The organism is Clostridia bacterium (genome assembly GCA_012841935.1).
GTDB lineage: Bacteria > Bacillota > Peptococcia > DRI-13 > DTU073 > DUTS01.
This window is the reverse complement of sequence record DUTS01000061.1, coordinates 1-2,453: the sequence shown is the minus strand read 5'-3', so window position 1 is coordinate 2,453 and position 2,453 is coordinate 1. Positions and strand designations below refer to the sequence as shown.

4 protein-coding genes are annotated in these 2,453 nt (G+C 31.9%); all 4 read right to left on the bottom strand.

The genetic code is table 11. From position 1 onward, the window contains the following. Positions 1–710, bottom strand: a 710-nt coding sequence (cas1, locus tag GX687_03560; protein HHX96522.1) for a CRISPR-associated endonuclease Cas1, incomplete at its 3' end; no start/stop codon positions are given. Continuing rightward, positions 707–1,360 carry a CRISPR-associated protein Cas4 gene (cas4, locus tag GX687_03555; protein HHX96521.1) on the bottom strand — a complete coding sequence of 218 codons (654 nt, stop codon included), beginning with the start codon at positions 1,358–1,360 and terminating at the stop codon, positions 707–709. The genes cas1 and cas4, both read right to left, overlap by 4 nt. A gap of 7 nt (positions 1,361–1,367) precedes the next feature. Then, the gene (gene cas7c / locus GX687_03550; GenBank protein HHX96520.1) at positions 1,368–2,228 is read right to left on the bottom strand and encodes a type I-C CRISPR-associated protein Cas7/Csd2; all 861 of its coding nucleotides are present in this window, start codon (positions 2,226–2,228) and stop codon (positions 1,368–1,370) included. A 2-nt stretch (positions 2,229–2,230) separates the two neighbouring features. Next, positions 2,231–2,434 carry a hypothetical protein gene (locus tag GX687_03545; GenBank protein HHX96519.1) on the bottom strand — a complete coding sequence of 68 codons (204 nt, stop codon included), beginning with the start codon at positions 2,432–2,434 and terminating at the stop codon, positions 2,231–2,233. Positions 2,435–2,453 lie beyond the last annotated feature (19 nt).

Here is a 2,453-nt window from a genome sequence, read left to right as displayed (position 1 = left end):
CTATCAGTATGCATAAAACCTGCATAAGCATCCAATCCTACTGCTTCTAGTGCACTGGCCACATCATTTGACAATATAGAATAAACATAAGACAACATGGCATTTACCGGATCGAGAGGTGGTCTTCTAGTTCTCCCATTATATTCGAAAGTTTCTTTTTGATTAAGTATCATATCATTAAAACAGCCAAAATAAATTGATTGGGCAGTACCTTCTAAACCTCTTAGTTTATCCATAGAATCTACTTGTATAACTTTTTTCAAAAGTTCGGCTAAAGATTCTGATGAGTATTTTAAATGCTTAATATCTATTCTTTGGTTATATTGTCTGATGTAACGCTCTAACGTCCACCTTTCATTATATATTTTTGCAAAAACTATATTCTTAGAAATTTCTAAACATAATTCTTTATCATCTGCCATTCGATATTGTCTGCGTCTTAACAAAATATTTCCTTTAGATTCACCCTTTAATCTTGCAATAAATCTACCCGTAGGAGTCAAATAACTTATTCCAATACCATAATCCATGCATTTCTGTATTAACTTTGGACTCATGCCCAAATAGGAAAACAGAACTATATCTTGTAAATTATGACAAGGATAACGAACCAAAATTTTTCCATTTTGCTTTATCACGATATTTTCCCCTGAAGTGGCCAAGTAAACGTTTGGTAATGTGATATAAAGTGTATTTAATAACTGTTTCACTCCTTTAACCTCATTTCAATGTATTTTGATACTGGCATAACTCTATCTAATTCTGGCAAACACAAATTCTTAAGGGAACAAGTTTTACATTTACTAGTCCTTCTAACCTTTGGGGTATATTTTTTTAAATAATAATTTTTCATTTCACTAAGAATAATGTTTAAATTTTTTCTTAATTCATTTGTAAATATTATTTTCTCCCTACATCTCGTATGAAAATAAAAACAAGCACCTTCCTTTATTTTTAAACCTAACATTTCCTCTAAACATAAAGCCTGTGCTAATAACTGCATAACATCACTTTCATTAGCCTTTGGTTTACCCCTTTTATATTCAACGGGATAAACCTTATATTTTTGATCATATTTACTAAAATAAAACCCATTATTATCCGGGTGTAATTCTACTACATCACATTTGCCCTGTATTTGTAACTTATGGGAACAAACAGGCATTGACCTGAAAATTCTTATACCATTTTTTATTTCACAAGCTCTTGAATTATCAACCTTACCATGTTTTATTTGTCCATCTATTGTAAAAAAATTTTCTTCCCATAATTGCTCTATATGAATCAAAGCCCACTGTCTTCTACAAAAAATAAAGTGTTGTATCCCCGAAATCAACAAATAATTTTCACTTTGCTGCATAGCACCCTTAAATTCCTTCTATTTCCTCTAAAATCAAGCCTAATTCCTGATAATGATTATATTTTTCCTTATCAAGATAAATCAAATAATCTTCGTAAGAAGTAACCTTCTGAACTTCCGGTTTTAACTCAACTTGTATTAAATTGTGAATTTTTGCAGAGGAGGCTACCCCCAATTTATGTGGGTGTTCAAACCAATAAACCTTTTTAACCTCCATACTTCCTTCAGGTCTAGCAGAAGACATATCATTAACAAATAATTCCTTTAACGTCTTTTTAATTAGCTGTGCGTCCTTATAAGTAAAACCAGTTTTTTCGGCAAAATAACAATTTATACTACCAACAAATTTATATACCCCAAAATCAATAAAGTGTTTAGTCCCCATCGTATCACTTGATCTGGCTTTTCCTACTTCCGCCTCCATACCATTTGTACTTCGCGTAATTTGCATAGTTATTATCTCTACCGGACTCAGGCTTTTTGCTAAACTAATGGAAACAGGTCCCCGTATACCTAGTGCCCTTTTTTGAAAAGTCATCACTTGACCAAAACTTCTTACATCAATCCATTTTTTGCACGATTCTTTAGCTACAATTTCATCCTTCATGGATTTATCGAAATTAGCATTAAATCTAGCTTCAAGAGATCGATGATCATCCACGATTCTTTCCCGGGCTTGAACAAAAATTTCATGCCCCAAATCCTGCATCCTATTCCTAATTTTCCTTTTGATGCACACATCGGAAACTTCCCCATAGCCATCATAATCAGTTCTAGGCATATTCCCCATTAAAGGATCACCATTCGGATTAGCATTACTCACAGTAAAAAAACTCACAAAATCAACTTTTTTTTCTAAAACACTCATGTTTATTCACTCTCCTCATTTTTTTTATCTCTTTTTTTATAGAACTCATTTTTCTGATAATAATAACCTAAAACAAAATCTTCATTTAATGCTCCCTTATCTCCGGTTTGGATATCATCTAATTCGATAAGCTTTAAAGTTATTTCGGTAATCATTTTATCAAAAAAAACATACATGCCAGGCTTGCTTTTTTTCAAAATATTCATATATGGCTTAATCTTAGAT